At 63.2% G+C, this 26343-nt stretch carries 22 protein-coding genes; 21 read left to right on the forward strand and 1 reads right to left on the reverse strand.

Annotated elements, in window-relative coordinates:
- Positions 1-2 precede the first annotated feature (2 nt).
- From uppS to ispD, 19 genes are all read left to right on the forward strand, one after another.
- Positions 3-758, forward strand: coding sequence for a polyprenyl diphosphate synthase (gene uppS, locus R9B85_RS18335; protein ID WP_423770424.1), 756 nt, complete (start codon positions 3-5; stop codon positions 756-758).
- Positions 758-1573, forward strand: coding sequence for a phosphatidate cytidylyltransferase (locus R9B85_RS18340; RefSeq protein WP_013971253.1), 816 nt, complete (start codon positions 758-760; stop codon positions 1571-1573). Before uppS ends, R9B85_RS18340 begins: the two co-directional genes overlap by 1 nt.
- Complete coding sequence (gene ispC, locus R9B85_RS18345; protein ID WP_112251047.1) at positions 1570-2760, forward strand: 1-deoxy-D-xylulose-5-phosphate reductoisomerase; 1191 nt, start codon at positions 1570-1572, stop codon at positions 2758-2760. The genes R9B85_RS18340 and ispC overlap by 4 nt, the downstream gene beginning before the upstream one ends.
- A 71-nt stretch (positions 2761-2831) precedes the next feature.
- A complete protein-coding gene (gene rseP / locus R9B85_RS18350) occupies positions 2832-4184 on the forward strand; it encodes an RIP metalloprotease RseP (protein WP_112251049.1) in 1353 nt (450 codons plus the stop codon).
- Between the two features lie 74 nt (positions 4185-4258).
- Positions 4259-6619: an outer membrane protein assembly factor BamA gene (gene bamA, locus R9B85_RS18355; protein WP_112251051.1), complete on the forward strand. Its 2361-nt coding sequence runs from the start codon at positions 4259-4261 to the stop codon at positions 6617-6619.
- A 44-nt stretch (positions 6620-6663) separates the two neighbouring features.
- Complete coding sequence (locus tag R9B85_RS18360; protein WP_112251053.1) at positions 6664-7167, forward strand: OmpH family outer membrane protein; 504 nt, start codon at positions 6664-6666, stop codon at positions 7165-7167.
- Between the two features lies 1 nt (position 7168).
- Positions 7169-8224: a UDP-3-O-(3-hydroxymyristoyl)glucosamine N-acyltransferase gene (gene lpxD / locus R9B85_RS18365; protein ID WP_013971258.1), complete on the forward strand. Its 1056-nt coding sequence runs from the start codon at positions 7169-7171 to the stop codon at positions 8222-8224.
- 114 nt (positions 8225-8338) lie between these two features.
- Positions 8339-8779: a 3-hydroxyacyl-ACP dehydratase FabZ gene (gene fabZ, locus R9B85_RS18370; protein ID WP_028634990.1), complete on the forward strand. Its 441-nt coding sequence runs from the start codon at positions 8339-8341 to the stop codon at positions 8777-8779.
- Positions 8776-9552 (forward strand): acyl-ACP--UDP-N-acetylglucosamine O-acyltransferase, encoded by a 777-nt coding sequence (gene lpxA, locus R9B85_RS18375; RefSeq protein ID WP_112251055.1) that lies wholly within the window; start codon positions 8776-8778, stop codon positions 9550-9552. The genes fabZ and lpxA overlap by 4 nt, the downstream gene beginning before the upstream one ends.
- Position 9553: 1 nt before the next feature.
- The gene (gene lpxB / locus R9B85_RS18380; protein WP_207877132.1) at positions 9554-10681 is read left to right on the forward strand and encodes a lipid-A-disaccharide synthase; all 1128 of its coding nucleotides are present in this window, start codon (positions 9554-9556) and stop codon (positions 10679-10681) included.
- 1 nt (position 10682) lies between these two features.
- On the forward strand, positions 10683-11306 hold the full coding sequence (gene rnhB, locus R9B85_RS18385; protein WP_112251059.1) for a ribonuclease HII: 624 nt from the start codon (positions 10683-10685) through the stop codon (positions 11304-11306).
- A gap of 188 nt (positions 11307-11494) precedes the next feature.
- Positions 11495-15019 (forward strand): DNA polymerase III subunit alpha, encoded by a 3525-nt coding sequence (gene dnaE / locus R9B85_RS18390; RefSeq protein WP_112251061.1) that lies wholly within the window; start codon positions 11495-11497, stop codon positions 15017-15019.
- Between the two features lie 107 nt (positions 15020-15126).
- The gene (gene accA, locus R9B85_RS18395; RefSeq protein WP_015269200.1) at positions 15127-16074 is read left to right on the forward strand and encodes an acetyl-CoA carboxylase carboxyl transferase subunit alpha; all 948 of its coding nucleotides are present in this window, start codon (positions 15127-15129) and stop codon (positions 16072-16074) included.
- A 141-nt stretch (positions 16075-16215) separates the two neighbouring features.
- Positions 16216-17499, forward strand: coding sequence for a tRNA lysidine(34) synthetase TilS (gene tilS / locus R9B85_RS18400; protein ID WP_423770425.1), 1284 nt, complete (start codon positions 16216-16218; stop codon positions 17497-17499).
- Between the two features lie 269 nt (positions 17500-17768).
- Entirely contained in the window at positions 17769-19397 is a 1629-nt protein-coding gene (locus R9B85_RS18405; RefSeq protein WP_112251065.1) for a CTP synthase, read from the forward strand.
- A gap of 3 nt (positions 19398-19400) precedes the next feature.
- Complete coding sequence (gene kdsA, locus R9B85_RS18410) at positions 19401-20246, forward strand: 3-deoxy-8-phosphooctulonate synthase (protein ID WP_025337985.1); 846 nt, start codon at positions 19401-19403, stop codon at positions 20244-20246.
- 153 nt (positions 20247-20399) lie between these two features.
- Entirely contained in the window at positions 20400-21689 is a 1290-nt protein-coding gene (gene eno, locus R9B85_RS18415) for a phosphopyruvate hydratase (RefSeq protein ID WP_025337986.1), read from the forward strand.
- 168 nt (positions 21690-21857) lie between these two features.
- Complete coding sequence (ftsB, locus tag R9B85_RS18420; RefSeq protein WP_004375443.1) at positions 21858-22139, forward strand: cell division protein FtsB; 282 nt, start codon at positions 21858-21860, stop codon at positions 22137-22139.
- Positions 22136-22843: a 2-C-methyl-D-erythritol 4-phosphate cytidylyltransferase gene (gene ispD, locus R9B85_RS18425; protein WP_112251067.1), complete on the forward strand. Its 708-nt coding sequence runs from the start codon at positions 22136-22138 to the stop codon at positions 22841-22843. The genes ftsB and ispD overlap by 4 nt, the downstream gene beginning before the upstream one ends.
- 132 nt (positions 22844-22975) lie before the next feature.
- Here ispD and R9B85_RS18430 read toward each other — a convergent pair whose 3' ends face one another.
- Positions 22976-23872 carry a LysR substrate-binding domain-containing protein gene (locus R9B85_RS18430; RefSeq protein WP_015269205.1) on the reverse strand — a complete coding sequence of 299 codons (897 nt, stop codon included), beginning with the start codon at positions 23870-23872 and terminating at the stop codon, positions 22976-22978.
- A gap of 107 nt (positions 23873-23979) precedes the next feature.
- Here R9B85_RS18430 and R9B85_RS18435 point away from each other — a divergent pair, with 107 nt between their 5' ends.
- Together R9B85_RS18435 and fghA are read left to right on the forward strand one after the other, a co-directional pair.
- Positions 23980-25092: an S-(hydroxymethyl)glutathione dehydrogenase/class III alcohol dehydrogenase gene (locus R9B85_RS18435; RefSeq protein ID WP_039614790.1), complete on the forward strand. Its 1113-nt coding sequence runs from the start codon at positions 23980-23982 to the stop codon at positions 25090-25092.
- Between the two features lie 8 nt (positions 25093-25100).
- Positions 25101-25955: an S-formylglutathione hydrolase gene (fghA, locus tag R9B85_RS18440; RefSeq protein WP_423770426.1), complete on the forward strand. Its 855-nt coding sequence runs from the start codon at positions 25101-25103 to the stop codon at positions 25953-25955.
- Positions 25956-26343: the final 388 nt, after the last annotated feature.

A 26343-nucleotide genomic window follows, 5' to 3' on the forward strand; every position in this document is an offset into this window, starting at 1 on the left:
TAATGGAAAAGACCAAGCCAGCGGCGCCGTCCTCGGTGCCGCGTCATGTCGCGATCATCATGGATGGCAACAACCGCTGGGCGAAAAAACGCCTGTTGCCCGGCGTTGCCGGGCACAAGGCGGGTGTCGACGCCGTTCGCGCGGTCATCGAAGTCTGTGCCGAGTCCGGGGTCGAGGTACTGACCCTGTTCGCTTTCTCCAGCGAGAACTGGCAGCGTCCCGCCGAAGAGGTCGGTGCGCTGATGGAGCTGTTCTTCTCGGTCCTGCGGCGCGAGGCCAAGCGCCTCAACGAGAACAACATCAGCCTGCGTATCATCGGTGACCGTTCGCGTTTCCATCCCGAGCTGCAGGCCGCCATGCGCGAAGCCGAGGCGCTGACCGCCGGCAACAACCGTTTCATCCTGCAGATCGCGGCCAACTACGGTGGCCAGTGGGACATCGCCCAAGCCGCCCAGCGGCTGGCGCGGGAAGTGCAAGCCGGGCACCTGCGCCCGGAAGATATCACTCCGGGCCTGCTGCAGACCTGCCTGGCAACCGGCGAGCTGCCGCTGCCGGACCTGTGTATCCGCACCGGTGGCGAGCACCGCATCAGCAACTTCCTGTTGTGGCAGCTGGCCTACGCCGAGCTGTATTTCTCCGACCTGTACTGGCCGGACTTCAAACACGAGGCCATGCGCAACGCCCTGGCCGATTTCGCTTCGCGCCAGCGCCGCTTCGGTAAGACCAGCGAGCAGGTCGAGGCTGGAGCTCGTGCTTAATGCTTAAACAACGCATCATTACCGCGCTGATCCTGCTGCCGATCGCGCTGGGTGGCTTCTTCCTGCTAAACGGTGGGGATTTCGCCCTGTTCATCGGCTTCGTGGTGACCCTCGGCGCCTGGGAGTGGGCGCGTCTGGCCGGGCTCATGGCCCAGCCGCTGCGCATCGCCTATGCCGTGGTCGTCGCCGGAGCGCTGATGCTGCTGTACATCCTTCCGGAGCTGGCGCCCTGGGTGCTGGGCGCCGCGGTGATCTGGTGGGGGTTGGCCACTTGGCTGGTGCTTACCTATCCGCGCAGCAGCGAGCTGTGGGCCAGTGCCGCCTGCCGGTTGCTGATCGGCCTGCTGGTCTTGCTGCCGGCCTGGCAGGGGCTGGTGCTGCTAAAGCACTGGCCGTTGGGTAACTGGTTGATCCTGTCGGTCATGGTGCTGGTGTGGGCTGCCGATATTGGCGCGTACTTCTCTGGCCGTGCCTTCGGCAAGCGCAAGCTGGCGCCTCAGGTCAGCCCGGGCAAGAGCTGGGAAGGCGTGTATGGCGGCCTGGCGGTCAGCCTGGTGATTACCCTGGTGGTCGGCATCAGTCGCGACTGGGGCTTCGGCCAGATCCTCCTGGGCCTGCTGAGTGCCGCGCTGGTGGTCATGTCTTCGGTGGTCGGTGACCTGACCGAAAGCATGTTCAAGCGCCGTTCCGGCATCAAGGACAGCAGCAACCTGTTGCCTGGCCATGGTGGGGTGCTCGACCGCATCGACAGCCTGACTGCGGCGATCCCGATTTTCGCCGTGCTGCTGTGGGCTGCCGAATGGGGTGTGATGTGAGTCGTGCGCAGCGTATTACCGTGCTCGGGGCCACCGGTTCCATTGGCCTGAGCACGCTGGACGTCATCGCCCGCCATCCTGACCGCTATCAGGTGTTCGCCCTGAGTGGCTATTCGCGTATCGACGAGTTGCAGGCCCTGTGCGTGCGCCATCGCCCGGCGTTCGCCGTGGTACCGAGCGCCGAGGCGGCCACCCGACTGCGCCAGAGCCTGGCTGCGGCGGGTTGCGCCACCGAGGTGCTGGAAGGCGAGGCCGGGTTGTGCCAGGTGGCTTCTGCGTCGGAAGTGGACGCGGTGATGGCGGCCATCGTCGGCGCCGCCGGCCTGCGCCCGACCCTGGCGGCGGTCGAGGCGGGCAAGAAGGTGTTGCTGGCCAACAAGGAGGCGCTGGTGATGTCCGGCGCGCTGTTCATGGAAGCGGTGCGGCGCAGTGGTGCCGTGCTGCTGCCGATCGACAGCGAGCACAATGCGATCTTCCAGTGCATGCCCGGCGACTATGCGCGCGGCCTGAGTGCCGTCGGCGTACGCCGGATCCTGCTCACCGCCTCTGGCGGCCCGTTCCGCGAGACCCCCGTCGAGGCGCTGCTGGACGTTACCCCGGAACAGGCCTGCGCGCACCCCAACTGGTCCATGGGGCGCAAGATTTCCGTGGATTCGGCCAGCATGATGAACAAGGGCCTGGAACTGATCGAGGCCTGCTGGCTGTTCGATGCCGCACCGGCCAAGGTCGAAGTGGTGGTGCACCCGCAGAGCGTGATCCACTCCCTGGTGGACTACGTGGACGGTTCGGTGCTGGCGCAGCTGGGTAACCCGGACATGCGCACGCCCATTGCCAGCGCCCTGGCCTGGCCCGAGCGGATCGATTCCGGGGTGGCTCCGCTGGACCTGTTCGCCATCGCCCGTCTGGATTTCCAGGCGCCCGACGAACAGCGCTTCCCTTGCCTGCGCCTGGCGCGGCAGGCTGCCGAGGCCGGCAACAGCGCACCGGCCGTGCTCAATGCGGCCAACGAGGTCGCGGTCGAGGCATTTCTCCAGCGGCGTATCCGCTTCCCGGAGATCGCGGGTATGATCGAACAGGTGCTCGATCAGGAGCCCGTCGTACCGCTGCCATCGCTGGACGCGGTGTTCGCCGCCGACCAGCGTGCCCGGGAGCTTTCCCGTGAGTGGCTGAGGCGTCACGGTCGTTGATGCTGGCCCACCACGGTTCGCGAGGGGGCTGGGCATGATGCCAGCCCGCTGAACATCATTCGGAGATGGATATGACAGCGCTCTACATGATTATCGGCACCCTCGTAGCCTTGGGTGTACTGGTCACTTTCCATGAATTCGGCCACTTCTGGGTGGCGCGCCGCTGCGGTGTCAAGGTGCTGCGCTTCTCGGTGGGCTTTGGCACGCCACTGTTGCGCTGGCATGACCGCCACGGCACCGAGTTCGTGATCGCGGCGATCCCGTTGGGTGGCTACGTCAAGATGCTCGACGAGCGTGAAGGCGATGTGCCGCCTGCACTCGTCGAGCAATCGTTCAACCGCAAGTCCGTGCGCCAGCGCATCGCGATCGTCGCGGCGGGCCCGGTTGCCAATTTCCTGCTGGCCATCCTGTTCTTCTGGGTGCTGGCGATGCTGGGCACCCAGCAGATCCGCCCGGTGATCGGTGCGGTCGATGCTGGCAGCCTGGCAGCATCGGCAGGCCTGACCGCAGGTCAGGAAATCGTCTCCATCGACGGCAAGCCGACCAATGGTTGGTCTGCGGTCAACCTTCAGCTGGTTCGCCGCCTGGGTGAGAGCGGCACCCTGCAAGTTGGCGTGCGCGAAGAGGGTGCCAGCGCCGAGCGCCAATTGCAGGTGAAGCTGGACAGCTGGCTCAAGGGCGCCGACGAACCGGACCCGATCCAGTCCCTGGGGCTGCACCCTTGGCGCCCGGCAATCGTGCCGGTGTTGGCCGAGATCGATCCGAAGGGGCCGGCTGCCGCTGCGGGCCTGAAAACCGGTGACAAGCTGCTGGCCCTCGATGGCGTGGCAGTGAGCGAATGGCAGCAGGTGGTCGATGCCGTGCGGGCTCGTCCACAGGCCAAGGTCATGGTGCGTGTCGAACGCGATGGTGCTGCGCTGGAGGTCCCGGTCACCCTGGCTCGCAAGGGCGAGGGCAAGGCGGCCGGCGGCTATCTTGGCGCCGGGGTAAAAGGTGGCGAATGGCCCGCCAACATGCTCCGCGAAGTCAGCTACGGCCCGCTGGATGCGGTGGGCGAGGGCTTGTCACGCACCTGGAACATGAGTGTCCTGACCCTTGAATCGCTGAAGAAAATGCTGTTCGGAGAGCTCTCGGTAAAAAACTTGAGTGGACCGATAACCATTGCTAAAGTGGCGGGCGCTTCAGCCCAGTCCGGCGTGGGGGATTTCCTGAATTTCCTGGCCTATCTGAGCATAAGCCTGGGGGTTCTTAACCTGCTGCCCATCCCGGTTCTGGATGGGGGGCATTTGCTGTTTTACCTGGTCGAGTGGGCGCGCGGTCGTCCGCTGTCGGATCGGGTGCAAGGTTGGGGGGTCCAGATCGGTATCAGTTTGGTCATAGGGGTGATGTTGCTCGCCCTGATCAACGATCTGGGTCGACTATAAAGCTTCGCTCAATTGCGAAACCTGCCGTTTTGTCGCGGCGGGCTGTTTATTGCCAGTTGGAATAAAAGGACTTCATGAAACGTCTGCTGCTAACTGCGGTCATGTCCGCACTGATGATCGCTGAAGTTCACGCCGAGTCCTTCACCATCTCCGATATCCGCGTCAACGGCCTGCAGCGGGTTTCCGCCGGCAGTGTCTTCGGTGCCTTGCCGCTGAACGTCGGCGACCAGGCCGACGACCGCCGCCTGGTGGAGTCGACCCGTTCCCTGTTCAAGACCGGTTTCTTCCAGGACATTCAGCTGAACCGCGATGGCAATGTCCTGATCATCAACGTGGTCGAGCGCCCGTCGGTGTCGAGCATCGAGATCGAAGGCAACAAGGCGATCAGCACCGAAGACCTGATGAAGGGCCTGAAGCAATCCGGCCTGGCCGAAGGCGAGATCTTCCAGCGTGCCACCCTCGAAGGCGTGCGTAACGAGTTGCAGCGCCAGTACGTGGCCCAGGGCCGCTACTCGGCCGAGGTCGACGCCGAGGTGGTGCCGCAGCCGCGCAACCGCGTGGCATTGAAGATCAAGATCAACGAAGGCACCGTCGCCGCCATCCAGCACATCAACGTCGTTGGCAACAACGTGTTCGACGATGAGACCCTGGCGCAGCTGTTCGAGCTGAAGACCACCAACTGGCTGTCGTTCTTCAAGAACGACGACAAGTACGCCCGCGAAAAGCTCTCCGGTGACCTGGAGCGCCTGCGTTCCTACTACCTGGACCGCGGCTACATCAACATGGACATCGCCTCCACCCAGGTGTCCATCACGCCGGACAAGAAACACGTCTACATCACCGTCAACATCAACGAAGGCGAGAAGTACACCGTCCGTGACGTGAAGCTGTCCGGTGACCTGAAGGTGCCGGAAGACCAGGTCAAGTCGCTGCTGCTGGTGCAGCCTGGCCAGGTGTTCTCGCGCAAGGTGATGACCAGCACCTCCGAGCTGATCACCCGCCGCCTGGGTAACGAAGGCTACACCTTCGCCAACGTCAACGGCGTGCCGCAGCCGAACGATGAAGACCACACCGTCGACATCATGTTCGTGGTCGATCCGGGCAAGCGTGCCTACGTCAACCGCATCAACTACCGCGGCAACACCAAGACCGAAGACGAAGTGCTGCGTCGCGAAATGCGCCAGATGGAAGGCGGCTGGGCCTCGACCTACCTGATCGACCAGTCCAAGACCCGTCTGGAACGCCTGGGCTTCTTCAAGGAAGTGAACGTCGAGACCCCGCCGGTGCCGGGCACCGACGACCAGGTCGACGTCAACTACAGCGTCGAGGAGCAGGCCTCCGGCTCGATCACCGCCAGCGTCGGTTTCGCCCAGAGCGCCGGCCTGATCCTCGGTGGTTCGATCAGCCAGAGCAACTTCCTCGGTACTGGTAACAAGGTTTCCATCGGCCTGACCCGTTCGGAATACCAGACCCGCTACAACTTCGGCTTCGTTGACCCCTACTTCACTGCCGATGGCGTGAGCCTGGGCTACAACGCCTTCTACCGCAGCACCGACTACGACGACCTCGACGTCGATGTGGCCAGCTACGCGGTGGACAGCTACGGTGCGGGCGTCAGCCTGGGCTACCCGATCAGCGAGACCTCGCGCCTTACCTACGGCCTGAGCGTGCAGCAGGACAAGATCAAGACCGGCAAGTACACCGTTGACGAGATCTTCGATTTCCTCGAAGAGGAAGGCGACAACTTCCTGAACTTCAAGGCCTCGATCGGCTGGTCGGAATCGACCCTGAACAAGGGCGTGCTGGCAACCCGCGGTCACTCGCAGAGCCTGACCCTGGAATCCACCATCCCGGGCAGCGATCTGTCGTTCTTCAAGCTCGACTACCGCGGCCAGCTGTTCAAGCCGATCACCAACGACTACACCCTGCGCCTGCATACCGAGCTGGGTTATGGTGACGGTTATGGCAGCACCTCGGGCCTGCCGTTCTACGAGAACTACTTCGCGGGTGGCTTCAACTCCGTCCGTGGCTTCAAGGACAGCAGCCTGGGCCCACGCAGTACCCCAAGCCGCGGCGAGGCCAACGGTGGCAAGCCAGGCACCATCGCCGACCCGGACCAGGATCCGTTGCCGTTTGGTGGCAACGTGCTGGTACAAGGCGGTGTCGAGCTGCTGTTCCCGCTGCCGTTCGTCAAGGACCAGCGTTCGCTGCGCACCTCCGTGTTCTGGGACGTGGGTAACGTGTTCGACACCAATTGCGGCAACCAGCCTGATTGCGAGAAGGTCGGTTTCTCGGGCATGGCCAGTTCGGTCGGCCTGGGCGTGACCTGGATCACCGCACTGGGCCCGCTGAGCTTCAGCCTGGCAATGCCGGTCAAGAAGCCGGACGATGCCGACACCCAGGTGTTCCAATTCTCTCTGGGCCAGACCTTCTGAGGTCGGCCCTCGCTTAATGACAACGGTTTATCCAGGAGTGCATCGTGCGTAAGTTGACCCAACTGGCCGTAATGGCCGCGGCGCTGGTCGCCACCCCGGCTTTCGCCGAAATGAAGGTTGCCGTCCTGAACTATCAGATGGCCCTGCTGGAATCTGACGCGGCCAAGAAATACGCCGTGGATGCCGAGAAGAAGTTCGGCCCGCAACTGACCAAGCTGAAAAGCCTGGAAAGCAGCGCCAAGGGCATTCAGGACCGTCTGATCAAGGGCGGCGACAAGATGCAGCAGCAGGAGCGTGAGCGTCTTGAGCTCGAATTCAAGCAGAAAGCCCGTGACTTCCAGTTCCAGTCCAAGGAACTGAACGAAGCCAAGGCTGTTGCCGACCGCGACATGCTCAAGCAACTGAAGCCGAAGCTGGATGGCGCTGTCGAGGAAGTGATCAAGAAAGGCGGTTACGACCTGGTCCTCGAGCGTGGCGCGGTCATCGATGTCAAACCGCAGTACGACATCACCCGCCAAGTCATCGAGCGCATGAACCAAGCCCGTTGATATGACCGTGACCATGACGCTAGGCCAGCTGGCCGAGGCCCTCGGCGCCACCCTCAAGGGCCCCGAGGCGCTGCAGATTACCGGGCTGGCCACTTTGCAGGAGGCTGGCCCAGGTCAGTTGAGCTTCCTCGCCAATCCGCAGTACCGCAAATTCCTGGATAGCAGCCAGGCGGCTGCGGTGCTGCTGAAGGCGGCGGACGCCGAAGGCTTTGCCGGCAATGCGCTGATCGTCGCCGACCCGTACCTGGCCTACGCGCGCATTTCCCACCTGTTCGATCCCAAACCTAAGGCTGTGGCGGGTATTCATCCCAGCGCCGTGGTGGCGGAGGACGCGCAGGTGGACGCCAGTGCCAGCATCGGGCCGTTCGCGGTCATCGAAAGCGGTGCGCGCATCGCGGCCAATGTCAGTGTGGGTGCACACTGCGTGGTCGGTGCCCGTTGCGTGATCGGTGAGGGTGGCTGGCTGGCCCCACGGGTCACCCTGTACCATGATGTGACCATCGGCAAGCGTGTGGTCATCCAGTCGGGTGCGGTGATCGGCGGTGAAGGCTTCGGCTTTGCCAACGAGAAGGGCGTGTGGCGCAAGATCGCTCAGATCGGTGGCGTGACCATCGGCGACGACGTGGAAATCGGTGTCAACACTGCGGTCGATCGCGGTGCGCTGTCGGATACGCGGATCGCTGACGGGGTCAAGCTCGACAACCAGATCCAGATCGCCCACAACGTGCAGATCGGTGAGCACACGGCCATGGCCGCCTGCGTCGGAATTTCCGGCAGCACGCGCATCGGCAAGCATTGCACCATTGCCGGAGGTGTCGGCATGGTGGGTCATATCGATGTCTGTGATAACGTTTTCGTGTCCGGGATGACCATGGTGACCCGTTCGATCACCGAACCGGGTGCCTATTCTTCCGGCACTGCCATGCAGCCACTGGCTGAATGGCGCAAGAGCGCCGCGCGTATCCGGCACCTGGACGACATGGCCAAGCGTCTCCAGCAGCTGGAAAAACGCGTCGATACCGTGACCTCAGGTGGCCAGCCGACATCAGAAGGCTGATACCATTCCCTGAGCAAGAGTGAACAGTCGCTAGCTGGCTCCTCTTTGGACTGCAAAAGGAGCGTGTGGTCAGCACCTGCGCTCCCTATTCTTATTACAGGCTTCCCCCCCGAAATGATGGACATCAACGAGATTCGCGAATACCTGCCTCACCGTTACCCGTTCCTGTTGGTGGACCGCGTGACGGATCTGGACTACGAGGCCCAGAGCATTCGTGCCTACAAGAATGTCAGCATCAACGAGCCGTTCTTCAATGGCCACTTCCCGGCGCACCCGATCATGCCGGGCGTTCTGATCATCGAAGCCATGGCCCAGGCGGCCGGCATCCTTGGCTTCAAGATGCTTGATGCCAAGCCGGCCGATGGCACCCTGTACTACTTTGTCGGCTCCGACAAACTGCGCTTCCGTCAGCCGGTGCTGCCGGGTGATCAGCTGGTGCTGGAAGCCAAATTTCTCAGCCGCAAGAGCATGATCTGGAAGTTCGAATGCCGCGCCCTGGTCGACGGCAAGCCGGTTTGCTCGGCAGAAATCACCTGCGCGGAACGCTCCCTATGAATTCGATTGATCCTCGGGCCATTATCGATCCCTCGGCCAAACTGGCCGATGGCGTCGAGGTCGGCCCTTGGTCGATCGTTGGCCCTGATGTAGAGATCGGGGAGGGCACCGTTATCGGCCCGCATGTTGTGCTCAAAGGCCCTACCCGCATCGGCAAGCACAACCGTATCTTTCAGTTTTCCTCGATCGGCGAAGACACCCCGGACCTCAAGTACAAGGGTGAGCCAACGCGTCTGGTCATCGGTGACCACAATGTGTTCCGCGAAGGGGTGACCATTCACCGCGGTACCGTTCAGGACCGTGCGGAAACTACTGTGGGCGACCACAACCTGATCATGGCCTATGCCCACATCGGCCACGACAGCGTCATCGGCAACCACTGCATCCTGGTCAACAACACCGCTCTGGCCGGCCATGTGCATGTGGGTGACTGGGCGATCCTGTCCGGTTATACCCTGGTGCACCAGTACTGCCATATCGGTGCCCATGCGTTTTCCGGCATGGGCACGGCTATCGGCAAGGACGTCCCGGCCTTCGTCACCGTGTTCGGCAGCCCGGCCGAGGCCCGCAGCATGAACTTCGAAGGCATGCGCCGTCGGGGTTTCAGCGATGAGGTCATTCACGTGCTGCGCCGTTGCTACAAGATTGTCTATCGCCAGGGCCTGACCGTCGAAGACGCGCTCAAGGAACTGACCGAACTGGCCGCGCAACACCCTGAGGTCGAGCTGTTCCGTCAGTCGATCGTGAACTCCGCCCGCGGCATTACGCGCTGACATGGCCCAGCTTTGCGTAGCCTTGGTCGCAGGTGAGGCCAGCGGCGACATTCTGGGTTCAGGCTTGATGCGTGCCATCAAGGCGCGCCACCCGGACGTTCGGTTCATCGGCGTTGGCGGCCCCTTGATGGAAGCCGAAGGCCTGCAATCCTATTTCCCCATGGAACGCCTGGCCGTCATGGGCCTGGTTGAAGTGCTGGGGCGCCTGCGTGAGCTGCTCAAGCGCCGCAAGCTGCTGATCGAGACCCTGATCGGCGAAAAGCCCGACGTGTTCATCGGCATCGATGCCCCCGACTTCAACCTCAACATCGAACTGAAACTGCGTCAGGCCGGGATCAAGACCGTGCACTACGTCAGCCCGTCGGTCTGGGCCTGGCGGCAGAAGCGTGTGCTGAAGATTCGCGAAGGCTGCGACCTGATGCTGACGCTGTTGCCATTCGAGGCGCGGTTCTATGAAGAGCAGGGCGTGCCTGTACGTTTCGTCGGCCACCCGTTGGCCGACACCATCCCGCTCGAAGCCGACCGCCCGGCGGCGCGTGCCGCGCTTGGCCTGGGTGAAGGGCCGGTGGTGGCGCTGATGCCGGGTAGTCGTGGCGGCGAAGTCGGGCGCCTGGGGGCGCTGTTCCTGGATGCGGCCGAACGGCTGCGCCAGCAGGTGCCAGGCGTGCGTTTCGTGCTGCCTTGTGCCAACGCCGCACGGCGCGCCCAGGTCGAGCAGATGCTTGAAGGGCGCGAGCTGCCGCTGACCCTGCTCGATGGCCAGTCGCACCAGGCCCTGGCGGCCTGTGACGCGGTGTTGATCGCCTCGGGTACCGCCACCCTCGAAGCGCTGCTGTACAAGCGGCCGATGGTTGTGGCCTATCGCCTGGCGCCTCTTACCTACTGGATTCTCAAACGGCTGGTAAAGAGCCCCTACGTTTCGTTGCCGAACCTGCTGGCCCAGCGGGCGTTGGTACCCGAACTGCTGCAGGACGACGCCACCAGCGAAGCCCTGGCCAGCACCCTGGCGCCTCTGGTAGCCGATGGCAGCCAGCAGACCGAACGTTTCGACGAAATTCACCGCACCCTTCGCCGTGACGCCTCCAACCAGGCTGCCGAGGCGGTACTGGCGTTGCTCAAGGACCGCTGACATGCAAATTGGACTGGACTTCAACCTGGTCGAGGACCTGGTCGCCGGTGTCGACGAAGTGGGCCGTGGCCCGCTGTGCGGCGCGGTGGTGACTGCAGCGGTGATCCTCGACCCGGCGCGCCCGATCCTCGGCCTGAACGATTCGAAGAAACTCACCGAAGCCAGGCGCGAGGCGCTGTTCGATGAAATCTGCGAAAAGGCCCTGAGCTTCTGCATCGCCCGCGCCGAGGTCGAAGAAATCGACCGCCTGAACATCCTGCATGCCACCATGTTGGCGATGCAGCGAGCGGTGGAAGGCTTGCACATTACACCGAAGCTTGCCCTGATCGACGGTAACCGCTGCCCGAAACTGGCCGTACCGGCGTCGCCGGTAGTCAAGGGGGATAGCCAGGTGCCGGCCATTGCGGCGGCGTCGATCCTGGCCAAGGTGACCCGCGACCGAGAGATGAGCGCGTTCGAGCTGATCTACCCGGGTTATGGCATTGGCGGGCACAAGGGGTACCCGACCCCGGTGCACCTCGAGGCGCTGGCACGGCTTGGGCCGACGCCCATTCATCGGCGTTCCTTTGCTCCGGTGAGGGCAGCTTGGGAAGCGCTTGAAGGCGTCACCGACGCCCTGATCTGATTTTTGGGGGCCGCTTTGCGGCCCATCGCCGGCAAGCCAGCTCCCACATGGATCGTACAATCCCTGACAGCTACGCGGTCCCTGTGGGAGCTGGCTTGCCGGCGATGGGCTGCAAAGCAGCCCCAAAACCCCCTCGCATTTAAGCTACAATCCCGCCCTTGTCGTTCAGCACTGCTACAGGATCTTCCATGTCGGTTCCCTTCGTTCACCTGCGCGTCCACTCCGAATTCTCGCTGGTCGACGGCCTGGTGCGGATCAAGCCGCTGGCCAAGGCACTGGCCGGGATGAACATGCCGGCGGTGGCGATCACCGACCAGAGCAACATGTGCTCGCTGGTAAAGTTCTACAAGACCGCCATGGGCGCCGGCATCAAGCCGATCTGCGGCGCCGACCTGTGGCTGGCCGCTGCCGATCCGGAAGCACCGCTGTCGCGTATCTGCTTCCTGGCCATGAACCCCAAGGGCTACCGCAACCTCACCGAGCTGATCTCGCGCGGCTGGACCGACGGCCAGCGCAACGGCCTGGTCATCCTCCAGCGTGACTGGATCGCCCCCGCCAGCGAGGGCCTGATCGCCCTGTCCGCAGGCAAGGAAGGGGACATCGGCATGGCCTTGCTGGCCGGCAAGGGCGATGAGGCCGAGGCCCTGCTGCGAGACTGGATGGGCATGTTCCCCGAGCGCTTCTATGTCGAAGTGCAGCGCACCAACCGCGCCCGCGACGAGGAGTACGTGCACGCCGCCGTGGCGTTGGCCGACAAGCTCGGCGCTCCGCTGGTGGCAACCAACGATGTGCGCTTCATCAAGCAGTCGGACTTCGATGCTCACGAAACCCGCGTGTGCATCGGTGAGGGCTGGACCCTCGACGACCCGCGCCGGCCAAGGATGTACAGCGACCAGCAGTATCTGAAGTCGGCCGAGGAAATGACCGAGCTGTTCAGCGACCTGCCCGACGCCATCGCCAACACCGTCGAGATCGCCAAGCGCTGCAACATCCAGGTGCAGCTGGGCAAGTATTTCCTGCCCGACTTCCCCACGCCCAACGGCATGGGCATTGATGATTACCTGCGGCATGTGTCCCACGAAGGCCTGGAAGAGCGCCTGGCAGTGCTGTGGCCGAAAGAGACCACGCCCGATTACGAAGAGAAGCGCCAGGTCTATCTCGACCGCCTGAAGTTCGAGCTGGACATCATCATCCAGATGGGTTTCCCCGGTTACTTCCTGATCGTCATGGACTTCATCAAGTGGGCCAAGAACAACGGCGTGCCGGTCGGCCCGGGCCGAGGGTCGGGTGCCGGCTCGCTGGTGGCCTACGTGCTGAAGATTACCGACCTCGACCCGCTGGCCTACGACCTGCTGTTCGAGCGTTTCCTCAACCCTGAACGTATTTCCATGCCCGACTTCGACGTCGACTTCTGCATGGATGGCCGGGACCGGGTGATCGACTATGTGGCCGAAGCCTATGGCCGTAACGCGGTCAGCCAGATCATCACCTTCGGTACCATGGCGGCGAAGGCGGTGGTGCGAGACGTGGCGCGGGTCCAGGGCAAATCCTACGGCCTGGCCGACCGTCTGTCGAAGATGATCCCGTTCGAAGTGGGCATGACCCTGGAGAAGGCCTACGAGCAGGAAGAGATCCTGCGCGACTTCCTCAAGGGTGACGAAGACGCCCGCGAAATCTGGGACATGGCCCTGAAGCTCGAGGGCGTGACCCGCGGTACCGGCAAGCACGCCGGTGGCGTGGTCATCGCCCCGACCAAGCTCACCGACTTTTCGCCGATCGCCTGTGACGAAGAGGGCGGCGGCCTGGTAACCCAGTTCGACAAGGATGACGTCGAGGCTGCCGGCCTGGTGAAGTTCGACTTCCTCGGCCTGCGCACCCTGACCATCATCAAGTGGGCGATGGAGATCATCAACCGCGAGCAGGCCAAGAAGAACCTGCCCGATGTAAACATCGACTTCATCCCGCTGGACGACCGCAAGACCTACGAGCTGTTGCAGAAGGCCGAAACCACGGCGGTGTTCCAGCTTGAATCGCGGGGCATGAAAGAGCTGATCAAGAAGCTCAAGCCCGACTGCCTGGAAGACCTTATCGCACTGGTGGCGCTGTTCCGCCCAGGCCCGCTGCAGTCGGGCATGGTGGACGACTTCATCAACCGCAAGCACGGCCGCGCCGAGCTCGCCTACCCTCACCCTGACTACCAGTACGAAGGCCTGAAGCCGGTGCTGGCACCGACCTACGGCATCATCCTGTACCAGGAACAGGTGATGCAGATCGCCCAGGTAATGGCTGGCTACACCCTCGGTGGCGCTGACATGCTGCGCCGTGCGATGGGTAAGAAGAAGCCCGAGGAGATGGCCAAGCAGCGGGGTGGTTTCATCGAAGGTTGTGCCAACAACAATATCGATGCAGAGCTGGCCGGTAACATCTTCGACCTGGTAGAAAAGTTCGCCGGTTACGGCTTCAACAAATCCCACTCCGCCGCCTATGGCCTGGTGTCGTACCAGACTGCCTGGCTGAAAACCCACCACCCGGCGGCGTTCATGGCTGCTGTGTTGTCGGCGGATATGCACAACACCGACAAGGTGGTGGTGCTGGTCGAAGAAGTGCGCAACATGAAGCTGCGCCTCGACGCGCCGGACGTGAACTTCTCCGACTTCAAGTTCACCGTGAACAATGACGGGCGCATCGTCTATGGCCTGGGCGCCATCAAGGGCGTCGGCGAAGGCCCGGTGGAGGCCATCGTCGAGGCCCGCGCGCAGGGTGGCCCGTTCAAGGACCTGTTCGATTTCTGTGAGCGCATCGACCTCAAGCGGGTCAACAAGCGTACCCTCGACGCACTGATCCGCAGCGGCGCGCTGGATCGTCTGGGCCCGCACTTCCATGACGAGATCAAGGCCTACCAGGCCAACATCGACATCAACCGGGCAACCTTGCTCTCGGCGCTGGGCGAGGCCATCAAGTCTGCCGAGCAGGCTGCCCACACCGCTGACAGTGGCCACGTCGACCTGTTCGGCGGCATGTTCGAAGAGGCGGATGCCGACGTCTACGCCAACCACCGCAAGGTGCGCGAACTCACCCTCAAGGAACGCCTGAAGGGCGAGAAGGACACCCTTGGCCTGTACCTCACCGGCCACCCGATCGACGAGTACGAGACCGAGATTCGCCGCTTTGCCCGCCAGCGCATCATCGACCTCAAGCCGTCACGCGAGACCCAGACCATCGCCGGCATGATCATTGCCCTGCGGGTGATGAAGAACAAGAAGGGCGACAAGATGGGCTTCGTCACCCTGGACGACCGTTCCGGGCGCATCGAGGCGTCGCTGTTTGCCGATGCCTTCTTGGCGGCACAGTCCTTGCTGCAGACCGATGCCATGGTGGTTGTCGAAGGCGAGGTCAGCAACGATGATTTCTCCGGTGGCCTGCGCCTGCGGGTGAAGCAGGTGATGACCATGGAGGATGCGCGCACCAAGCTGGCCGAAAGCCTGCGCCTGAAGGTGGCACACGAAGCGCTCAAGGGCGACCGGCTGAAGTGGCTGGGCGAACTGATTACCCGCCACCGCGGCGCCTGCCCGATCACCCTCGAGTACACCGGCAGCGACGCCAAGGCCATGCTGCAGTTCGGCGAGCAGTGGGCGATCGACCCGGCCGATGGGCTGATTCAGGCGCTGCGTGACCAGTTCGGGCGTGAGAACGTCTTCCTGCAATATCGTTGAACCGACAAAAAATTTAATCTCGACCTGAATGCGCCTGATCCCTTAAGGTAGGGCGCCAAACGGATCAACCGGCCGGCCGCCTGGCCGTAGACCCAAGACGGATGACTATGAACCCGAATTTTCTCGATTTCGAACAGCCGATTGCCGACCTGCAAGCCAAGATCGAAGGCCTGCGCCTGGTAGGCAACGACAACTCGCTGAACATCAGCGATGAAATTGCCCGTCTGCAAGACAAGAGCAACACCCTGACCGAAAGCATCTTCGGCAACCTGACCAGCTGGCAGATCGCCCGCCTGGCTCGTCACCCGCGTCGTCCTTACACCCTGGACTACCTGGAGCACATCTTCACCGAGTTCGAAGAGCTGCATGGTGACCGTCACTTCTCCGACGACGCTGCCATCGTCGGTGGTACCGCGCGCCTGGACGGCAAGCCGGTCATGGTCATCGGCCACCAGAAGGGCCGTGAAGTGCGCGAGAAGGTACGCCGCAACTTCGGCATGCCGCGCCCAGAGGGCTACCGCAAGGCCTGCCGCCTGATGGAAATGGCCGAGCGCTTCAAGATGCCGATCCTGACCTTCATCGACACCCCGGGCGCCTACCCGGGCATCGACGCCGAAGAACGCAACCAGAGCGAGGCCATCGCCTGGAACCTGCGCGTGATGGCGCGCCTGAAAACCCCGATCATCGCCACTGTAATCGGTGAGGGTGGTTCCGGCGGTGCGCTGGCCATCGGCGTGTGCGACCAGTTGAACATGCTGCAGTACTCCACCTACTCGGTGATCTCGCCGGAAGGCTGCGCCTCGATCCTGTGGAAGACTGCCGACAAGGCAGCCGACGCAGCCGAGGCCATGGGCATCACTGCCGAGCGCCTGAAGAGCCTGAACATTGTCGACAAGGTCATTCAGGAGCCGCTGGGCGGCGCCCACCGTGACCCGGCGAAGATGTCGGAAAGCATCCGTGCCGACCTGGTACAGCAGCTGGACATGCTCGGCAAGCTCGACCATGACGCGCTGCTGGCCCGCCGTTACGATCGCCTGATGAGCTACGGCCTCTGATAGCGAGATGAATGGCACCGGCTTCGCCGGTGTTCGCGGGTGAACCCGCTCCCACAGGTACTGCGCAGCCCTCTGGAACGGCGCGATCCCTGTGGGAGCGGGTTCACCCGCGAACGCATTCTCGAATGGAGTGCGGGTTCGATGATCAACCTCACCCCCTGGCTCAACGCCCCAGCCTGGTACATCGCCTTTTCCGGCGGTCTCGACTCCACCGTCCTCCTGCACCTGCTGGCCGACCGCGCCCGCAATCACGCATCCCCTCCATTGCGCGCCATCCACATCCACCATGGCCTGCAATCCGCCGCTGACGCGTGGCCCGCCCACTGCCAGACCGTCTGCGACAATCTCGGCATCGAACTTCAGGTCATCCATGTCCAGGTCAGCCCCGGCGCCAGCCTCGAGCAGGCCGCCCGCGACGCCCGCTATGCCGCCTTCCGCCAGCTGTTGGGCCCAGGCGACATCCTGTTCACCGGCCAGCACGGCGACGACCAGGCCGAAACCTTGCTGTTCCGCCTGCTGCGCGGTGCAGGCCTGCGTGGCCTGGCAGCGATGCCGGGGCAGCGGGCGCTAGGGCAGGGCAGCCTGGTCAGGCCGTTGCTGGGCTGCTCTCGCCAGCAACTGCAGGACCACGCCCAGGCCAACGGGCTGGCCTGGATCGAAGATCCGTCAAACGCTGACACACAATTTGCCCGCAACTACCTGCGCAGCGAGGTGTTTCCGCTACTTCGGCAACGTTGGCCGCAGGCCAGCCAGAACCTGGCCCGCGCCGCCGAGCATCTGGGCGAAGCCCAGGGCCTGCTGGACGAGCTGGCCGAGGATGACCTGGCGCTCGCGGAGGAGGGCGGGCCGGTTGCCTGGCCGGGGCTGGACTCCCTCGACCTGGCTACCCTGGTGGCGCTGTCGCCGGCCCGTCAGCGCAATGCCCTGCAATACTGGCTGAGCCGCCGGGCCCGCCTGCCCGATGCCCGGCACTGGGCCGGCTGGGCGGACCTGCGCGATGCTGCAGCCGATGCCCAGCCCGCCTGGCGCCTTGCCGATGGGCAACTGCTGCGCAGTCATGGGCGTATCTGGTGGTTGAGCGGAGACTGGCTGCAACTGCCCGTCGGCGAACTGGCCTGGGCCGATCCCGCCGAGCCTTTGTTGTTGCCGGGTAACGGCAGTGTGCGTCTTGTTGGCGCAGCGCCGCTGGACGGCTTGCGCATTGCCTACCGCCAGGGCGGCGAAGTGCTCGATGTCCCCGGCCGCGGCCGACGCGACCTCAAGCGCCTGCTCAACGAACAGCAGGTACCGCATTTCCTGCGCCCGCGCCTGCCATTGCTGTACCAGTGCGAGCGCCTGCTGGCGGTGGCCAACCTGCCCGGGCTGGTGCAGGCTGATTGCCAGCTGTGCTGGCAGTTGCCGACGAACGCGCAAGGTTTGAGCTGAAGTGTACATTCGGGTAGACTACCCTCCCTTCTTGATACAGCTTCTGTGGGTTCCGCGAAAACACAGTAGTTGCCGATTACCAAGCAGTTTTTTGCTGGGCTGATTCTGAAAATGACGAGCGAGCTCCATGCCGGGGATACCCCTGGTCTGTACAGACGCGGCAGTTTTTCGAGATGCACTGTGATTGACGCAGGTGATCGGGGGCTTCGGCCTTCCTTCGCTTTCTCCGGCGGCGCTGGCCGCCTTAACGCAGACTTCTAGGGTTTTTCATGACGCGCTACATATTCGTCACGGGCGGTGTTGTTTCTTCATTGGGGAAAGGCATTGCCTCGGCTTCCCTGGCGGCCATCCTGGAAGCGCGGGGCCTGAAGGTCACCATGCTCAAGCTGGATCCGTACATCAACGTCGATCCGGGCACCATGAGCCCGTTCCAGCACGGTGAAGTGTTCGTCACCCACGATGGCGCCGAGACCGACCTCGACCTGGGCCACTACGAGCGGTTCATCCGCACCACCATGACCCAGAACAACAACTTCACCACCGGCCGCATCTACGAGCACGTGCTGCGTAAAGAGCGCCGTGGTGATTACCTGGGTGCGACCATCCAGGTCATCCCGCACATCACCGACGAGATCAAGCGTCGCATCATCAAGGGCGCCGGCGATGCCGACGTGGCCCTGGTGGAAATCGGCGGTACCGTGGGTGACATCGAGTCGCAGCCGTTCCTCGAGGCCATCCGCCAGCTGCGCGTCGAAGTGGGCTCCAAGCGCGCCATGCTGATGCACCTGACCCTGGTCCCGTACATCGCCACCGCTGGCGAGACCAAGACCAAGCCGACCCAGCATTCGGTGAAGGAACTGCGTTCCATCGGTCTGCAGCCTGACGTGCTGATCTGCCGCTCCGACCACCCGGTCGATGCCTCGTCGCGTCGCAAGATCGCGCTGTTCACCAACGTTGAAGAGCGTGCGGTGATTTCGCTGGAAGACGTCGACACCATCTACAAGATCCCGGGCGTGCTGCACGCACAGGGCCTGGACGACTTCGTCGTCGAGCGTTTCGGCCTGCAGTGCAATGGCGCCGACCTGTCCGAGTGGGACAAGGTGGTCGATGCCAAGCTCAACCCCGAGCACGAAGTGACCATCGCCATGGTCGGCAAGTACATGGAGCTGCTGGATGCGTACAAGTCGCTGATCGAAGCGATGAGCCACGCCGGCATTACCAACCGCACCAAGGTCAACCTGCGCTACATCGACTCGGAAGACATCGAGAACCAGGGCACCAGCCTGCTCGAAGGCGCCGATGCCATCCTGGTGCCGGGCGGTTTCGGCCTGCGCGGCGTGGAAGGCAAGATCACCGCGGTGCAATACGCCCGTGAGAACAAGGTGCCATACCTGGGTATCTGCCTGGGCATGCAGGTGGCCGTGATCGAATTCGCCCGTAACGTGATGGGCTGGAAAGACGCCAACTCCACCGAGTTCGACCGCAACAGCGGCCACCCGGTAGTCGGCCTGATCACCGAGTGGGCCGATGCCACCGGTGCCGTCGAAACCCGCAACGAAGCCTCCGACCTGGGTGGCACCATGCGCCTGGGCGCCCAGGACTGCCAGCTGGCCGCCGGTTCCAAGGTGCACGACTGCTATGGCAAGGACGTGATCACCGAGCGTCACCGTCACCGCTACGAAGTGAACAACAACCTGCTGCCGCAACTGGTCGACGCCGGCCTGGTGGTTTCTGGCCGTTCCGAAGACGGTGCGCTGGTGGAAGTGGTCGAGTCCAAGGACCACCCATGGTTCGTCGCCTGCCAGTTCCACCCGGAATTCACCTCGACCCCGCGTGACGGCCACCCGCTGTTCAGCGGCTTCGTCAAGGCAGCCCTGGCTCAGAAGAACAAGGCCTGATCAATGACCCAGAAGATCATTCGCGTCGGTAACATCGAGATCGCCAACGACAAGCCGTTCGTCCTGTTCGGCGGCATGAACGTCCTGGAGTCCCGTGACCTGGCAATGAAGGTCTGCGAGGAGTACGTGCGGGTGACCGAGAAGCTCGGTATCCCGTACGTGTTCAAGGCCAGCTTCGACAAGGCCAACCGTTCGTCGGTAACCTCGTACCGTGGCCCGGGCATGGAAGAGGGGCTGAAGATCTTCGAAGAGATCAAGCGCACCTTCAACGTGCCGGTCATCACCGACGTGCACGAGCCCTACCAGGCCGAGCCTGTAGCCAAGGTGTGCGACATCATCCAGCTGCCGGCCTTCCTGTCGCGACAGACCGACCTGGTGGTGGCCATGGCCAAGACCGGCGCGGTGATCAACATCAAGAAGGCCCAGTTCCTCGCACCCCAGGAAATGAAGCACATCCTGACCAAGTGCGAGGAGGCCGGTAACGACCAGTTGATCCTCTGCGAGCGTGGTTCGAGCTTCGGCTACAACAACCTGGTGGTGGACATGCTCGGCTTCGGCATCATGAAGCAGTTCGAGTACCCGGTGTTCTTCGACGTGACCCACGCCCTGCAGATGCCGGGTGGTCGCGCCGATTCCGCCGGTGGCCGCCGCGCCCAGGTTACCGACCTGGCCAAGGCCGGCATGAGCCAGGGCCTGGCCGGGCTGTTCCTCGAAGCCCACCCCGATCCGGACAATGCCAAGTGCGATGGCCCATGTGCCCTGCGCCTGGACAAACTGGAGCCGTTCCTGGCCCAGCTCAAGCAACTGGACGACCTGGTGAAAAGTTTTCCGACGGTAGAAACCGCGTAAAGCTCGATTCTCGGGTAAAGTACCGTCCGATCCACCCCTGACCAGCCGGTCAGGGGTTCCCTTCACCCGGCCTGCCCACTGCATGTCCGCCCGGTGAACGGCAAGAATTTCCTAAGCTAAGTTGTTTTCGTCAATTCTGGAGTGCTTACAACAATGGCAAAAATCGTCGACATCAAAGGTCGTGAAGTTCTCGATTCGCGTGGCAACCCCACCGTGGAAGCCGATGTACTGCTCGACAACGGCATCATCGGCAGCGCTTGCGCGCCGTCCGGTGCTTCCACTGGCTCGCGCGAAGCGCTGGAGCTGCGTGATGGCGACAAGAGCCGTTACCTGGGCAAGGGCGTGCTGAAGGCCGTCGCCAACATCAACGGCCCGATCCGTGACCTGCTGCTGGGCAAGGACCCTGCCGACCAGAAGGGCCTGGACCGCGCCATGATCGAACTGGACGGTACCGAGAACAAGGCCAAGCTGGGCGCCAACGCCATCCTCGCCGTCTCCCTGGCTGCCGCCAAGGCCGCTGCTCAGGACCAGGACCTGCCGCTGTACGCGCACATCGCCAACCTGAACGGCACCCCGGGCCAGTACTCGATGCCGGTACCGATGATGAACATCATCAACGGTGGCGAGCACGCCGACAACAACGTCGACATCCAGGAGTTCATGGTTCAGCCAGTTGGCGCCAAGACCTTCTCCGACGGCCTGCGCATGGGTACTGAAATCTTCCACCACCTCAAAGCCGTGCTGAAGGCCCGTGGCCTGAACACCGCCGTTGGTGACGAAGGTGGTTTCGCCCCTAACCTGGCTTCCAACGAAGACGCCCTGGGCGCCATCGCCGAAGCCGTCGAGAAAGCCGGCTACAAGCTGGGCACCGACGTGACCCTGGCCCTGGACTGCGCGGCTTCCGAGTTCTACGAAGACGGCAAGTACAACCTGTCTGGCGAAGGCAAGTCGTTCGACGCCGAAGGCTTCGCCGAGTACCTGAAAGGCCTGACCGAGCGCTTCCCGATCATCTCGATCGAAGACGGCCTGGACGAGTCCGACTGGGCTGGCTGGAAGATCCTCACCGACAAGATCGGCACCAAGGTGCAGCTGGTTGGCGATGACCTGTTCGTGACCAACACCAAGATCCTCAAGGAAGGCATCGAGAAGGGCATCGGTAACTCGATCCTGATCAAGTTCAACCAGATCGGCTCGCTGACCGAAACCCTGGAGGCCATCCAGATGGCCAAGGCTGCTGGTTACACCGCGGTGATTTCGCACCGTTCCGGTGAAACCGAAGACTCGACCATTGCCGACCTGGCCGTGGGTACCGCTGCTGGCCAGATCAAGACTGGCTCGCTGTGCCGTTCCGACCGCGTTTCCAAGTACAACCAGCTGCTGCGCATCGAAGAGCAACTGGGTGCCAAAGCGGTTTACCGCGGTCGTGCCGAGTTTCGCGGCTAAGCAAGAGATGGTAAAAAGACAGCAGCCGGAGTTGTAGGAACGTTCGTACTGTTCTTTCCTACATTCCAACAGGTTTCTGTCGACGAAGCCTGGCCTCGGCCAGGCTTCGTGCTATTCGAGGCCCCGAAGTAAAAATACCCGGGCAGCCTTTTTAATCTGGATAACGTGATGCGCAGTCCCTATTGGTTGTTCCTCGTCCTGCTCCTGCTACTGGGTGGCCTGCAGTACCGCCTGTGGGTGGGTAACGGCAGCCTGGCGCAAGTGACCGAGCTGAAGCAGCAGATTGCCGAGCAGCATGCCGAAAACGAGCGCTTGCTCGAGCGCAATCGCGTGCTCGATGCCGAAGTGCTGGAACTGAAAAAAGGCATGGAGACCGTTGAAGAGCGGGCTCGCCACGAATTGGGAATGGTCAAAGAGGGCGAAACCCTCTTCCAGTTGCCACAGAAATGATCGAAACGTTACCCGCCTTCTGGGCCGTGATTCCTGCTGCGGGCGTAGGCGCCCGCATGGCTGCCGACCGCCCCAAGCAGTACCTGGAGCTGGCTGGGCAGACCATTCTCGAGCACAGCCTCGACTGTTTTCTCGGCCACCCGATGCTCAAGGGTGTGGTGGTCAGCATTGCCGAAGATGACCCGTACTGGCCTCGCCTGCGCTGCGCCAGCGACCCACGCATCCAGCGCGCAGCGGGTGGCCGCGAACGTGCCGACTCGGTGCTCAATGCCTTGCTGATGCTGCATGCCCAAGGGGCGGCGGACAGCGACTGGGTACTGGTGCATGATGCCGCGCGACCAAACCTGACGCGCAGCGACCTGGACAAGCTGTTGTCGGAGCTGGCGGACGACCCGGTGGGTGGCCTGCTGGCGGTGCCGGCGCGCGATACCCTCAAACGCGCCGATGCCGATGGCCGGGTGGGTGCCACCGTGGACCGCAGCACCATTTGGCAGGCCTATACGCCGCAGATGTTCCGCCTGGGGGCCTTGCATCGGGCGCTGGCCGAGTGCCTGGTGTCGGATGTGCTGGTGACCGACGAGTCCTCCGCCATCGAGTGGTCTGGCCAGGCGCCACGGCTGGTCGAAGGGCGCAGCGACAACATCAAGGTGACCCGGCCGGAAGACCTGGAGTGGTTGCGCCAGCGCTGGGCAGGGCGCCGCTGAATTTCTTGCTCCTGTGCCGGCCTTTTCGCGGGTAAACCCGCTCCCACAGGTATCGCACATCCCTTCAGGTTTGCGCTGTACCTGTGGGAGCGGGTTTACCCGCGAAGAGGTCAGACCAGGCAGCACGAGGTTTCAGTTCAAGCGATACTCCGGCAACCCCGCCAACCCTTCCTTCAGGTAATCCACCAGCCGCCGCACCTTCGGCGACAGGTGCCGCTGTTGTGGATACAGTGCCCACACCGCCGTATTCGGTGGCTGGTGCGCCTCCAGCAACGACACCAGCGCGCCACTGTTCAAGTGCTCCAGCACGTAATAATCCGGCAGCTGGCACAACCCCATGCCCTGCAGCGCCGCGTCCAGCACCGCCTGCCCGCTGTTGCAACGCCAGTTGCCCTGCACTCGCTGGCTGATCTCGCGGCCGTCTTGCTGCAGCGCCCACAAGTCCGAACTGCCCACTAGGCAATTGTGCCGCGCCAGCTCCGACAGGCTGTGCGGCCGGCCATAACGTTCCAGGTAAGCCGGCGAGGCGCACAGGTACATGCGCCGTGGCGCCAGGCGGGTTGCCACCAGTCGCGAGTCGGCCAAGCGGCCCAGGCGGATGGCCAGGTCCATGCCTTCGTGCACCAGGTCGAGGGTGTGGTTGCTCAGTTCCACATCCACCCGCAGCTGCGGGTACAGCGCCATGAACCGTGTCACCAGCGGCACGATGAAGCGCTCGCCATAGGCCACCGCGCAGGTCATGCGCAGCAACCCCTTGGGCTCGCTGGCCAGGTCGCCCATGGCGCGCAGGGCTTCCTCGCGGCCATCCTGCAGGCGCTGGCAGTGCTGCAGGAATGTCTGCCCGGCCTCGCTCAGGGTCACCCGCCGGGTGCTGCGATACAGCAGGCGCGTCTGCAACCGTTCCTCCAGGCGGGCAATCTGCCGGCTGATATGCGACGAGGAAACCCCCAGGCGCTCGGCGGCCGCGGTGAACTGGCCCGACTCGGCCACGGCGACGAATTCGTCGATGCCTTCCCAGCGGCTACTCATTGATTATCCCTGCATGGCAATAATGTTTTGTCTTTGCCATGATTATTCATCAAAAGACGGTGAATTACACTGCCAGACTGAATCGACCCTCTGTCTGGAGACCTTTGATGATCAAGTCCCGTGCTGCCGTAGCCTTCGAAGCCAAGAAACCCCTGGAAATCGTCGAAGTCGACGTGGCCATGCCCAAGGCCGGTGAAGTGCTGCTGCGCGTGGTCGCCAGCGGTGTCTGCCACACCGACGCCTATACCCTGTCGGGCGCCGACCCGGAGGGCATTTTCCCGTCGATCCTCGGCCACGAAGGTGGCGCGATCGTCGAGGCGATAGGCGAGGGCGTCACCTCGGTCGCCGTCGGTGACCACGTCATTCCGCTGTACACCCCGGAATGCGGTAAGTGCAAGTTCTGCCTCTCGGGCAAGACCAACCTGTGCCAGGCTATCCGCGCCACCCAGGGCAAGGGCCTGATGCCGGACGGCACCACGCGCTTCTCCTACAAGGGCCAGCAGCTGTTCCACTACATGGGTACCTCGACTTTCTCCGAGTACACCGTGCTGCCGGAAATCTCCGTGGCCAAGATCCAGAAAGAAGCGCCGCTGGAAAAGGTCTGCCTGCTGGGTTGTGGCGTCACCACTGGTATTGGCGCAGTGCTCAACACCGCCAAGGTCAAGCCGGGTGACACCGTGGCCATCTTCGGCCTGGGTGGCATCGGCCTGTCTGCGGTAATCGGTGCGGTCAAGGCCAAGGCGTCGCGCATCATTGCCATCGACATCAACCCGGCCAAGTTCGAAATCGCCCGTCAGCTGGGTGCCACCGACTGCATCAACCCGAAAGACTACGACCGCCCAATCCAGGAAGTGATCGTCGACCTCACCGACGGCGGTGTGGACTTCTCCTTCGAGTGCATCGGCAACGTGCAACTGATGCGTGCCGCGCTGGAGTGCTGCCACAAGGGCTGGGGTGAGTCGGTGATCATCGGCGTGGCCGGTGCCGGCCAGGAAATCGCCACTCGTCCGTTCCAGCTGGTCACCGGCCGCGTATGGCGTGGTTCGGCGTTTGGTGGCGTACGTGGCCGCAGCGAGCTGCCAAGCTACGTGGAGATGTCCGAGAAGGGCGAAATCCCGCTGGATACCTTCATCACCCACACCATGGGCCTGGAAGACATCAACAAGGCCTTCGACCTGATGCACGAAGGCAAGAGCATTCGCAGCGTGATCCACTTCTGAGGTTTGCCATGAGCCTGGATAACATCTCCTGCCAGAAGAGCTTCGGCGGCTGGCACAAGCGTTACCGGCATCACTCCAAGGTGCTGGGCTGCGACATGGTGTTCGCCGTCTACCTGCCGCCGCAGGCTGAACAGGGCGAGAAGCTGCCGGTGCTGTACTGGCTCAGCGGCCTCACCTGCACCGACGAGAACTTCATGCAGAAGGCCGGCGCCCAGCGCCTGGCCGCGGAGCTTGGGTTGATCATCGTCGCCCCCGACACCAGCCCGCGTGGCGAGCAGGTGCCGGGCGACCCGGACGGCGCCTGGGACTTCGGCCTGGGTGCCGGCTTCTATCTCAATGCCACTCAGCAGCCCTGGGCCCAGCACTACCGCATGCACGACTATGTGGTGGAGGAGTTGCCTGCGTTGATCGAAGCGCACTTCCCGGCTTCGGGCGAGCGCAGCATCAGCGGCCACTCCATGGGCGGGCATGGCGCGCTGGTGTGCGCCTTGCGCAATCCGGGGCGCTACCGTTCGGTGTCGGCGTTCTCGCCGATCAGCAACCCGATGGATTGCCCTTGGGGCGAGAAAGCCTTCAGCCGCTACCTGGGTGTAGACCGTGCGCGCTGGCGCGAGTGGGATGCCAGTGTGCTGCTGGCCGAGACCCCGGCCGGCGAATGTCCGCCGTTGCTGGTGGACCAGGGGGACCGCGACGACTTCCTCGAGAAGCAGCTCAAGCCTGAAGCCCTGGAGCAGGCGGCACGCAAAGGGGGGCATGAACTGACCCTGCGTCTGCAGCCTGGCTATGACCACAGCTACTACTTCATCGCCAGCTTTATCGAGGAACACCTGCGTCATCATGCGGTGGCGCTGGGGCGGGTGTAAGGCATAGCGTTTTCAGCGCCTGTGAGATTGAGCGCCGCCCGCGCGGCGCTTCGCGGGACAAGCCCGCTCCCACATTTGTTGCAACGTGGCCATGTCTGTGAGGCCATGGTTGTCAGCCTTGTTGGCATGACGGGATTTCGAGGTGGGCATTGTTGCCGCCCCACCTGTCTGAAGACATGCACCAAGGCGGGCAACGCCTCTCCAACAGACATGGCCACGTTGCAACAAATGTGGGAGCGGGCTTGCCCCGCGAAGCGCCGCGCGGGCGGCGCTCGGTTTCACAAGCGCAGAAAGTGTCAAGGCGAACACCCGCGAAGCGCCGCGCGGGCGGCGCTCGATCTCACAGGCGCAGACAATGCTGTGCCGATCACCCCAGCCCCAATGCCTC

Source organism: Pseudomonas sp. NLJ1 (genome assembly GCF_049486705.1).
GTDB lineage: Bacteria > Pseudomonadota > Gammaproteobacteria > Pseudomonadales > Pseudomonadaceae > Aquipseudomonas > Aquipseudomonas inefficax.